The organism is Adlercreutzia sp. DFI.6.23 (assembly GCF_024462535.1).
GTDB lineage: Bacteria > Actinomycetota > Coriobacteriia > Coriobacteriales > Eggerthellaceae > Adlercreutzia > Adlercreutzia rubneri.
This window is the reverse complement of record NZ_JANGBP010000408.1, coordinates 1-308: the sequence shown is the minus strand read 5'-3', so window position 1 is coordinate 308 and position 308 is coordinate 1. Positions and strand designations below refer to the sequence as shown.

The following is a 308-nucleotide window of genomic DNA, read 5'->3' as shown; positions in this document are numbered from 1 at the left end:
GGCCACGCCGCCGATCGCGATGCCGATCGGAGTGGCGAGCCCCATGGCGGCGGTGAGCAGGCCCATGGCGCGGCCCATCTTATCGTCGGGCACGTTGCGCTGGGTGAGCGTCATGGTGGGGCCGTGGAACCCGGCGCAGGCTACGGCCATGACGGCGACGAGAACGATGCAGGCTGGGAAGGCGTCGGGCGGCAAAAACCCGCAGGCTGCCGTGGCCGCGCCCACGATGACGGCCGCCACGGCGATGAGCCCCGCCAGGCGCTTGCCGCCGCCCCAGGCGATGAGGTCGCCCGAACCCACGAGCATGC

At 72.7% G+C, this 308-nt stretch carries 1 pseudogene; it reads right to left on the bottom strand.

Annotation, left to right across the window (positions count from 1 at the left end):
- A pseudogene (locus tag NE591_RS13920) lies at positions 1-308 on the bottom strand (MFS transporter); the annotation flags it as partial.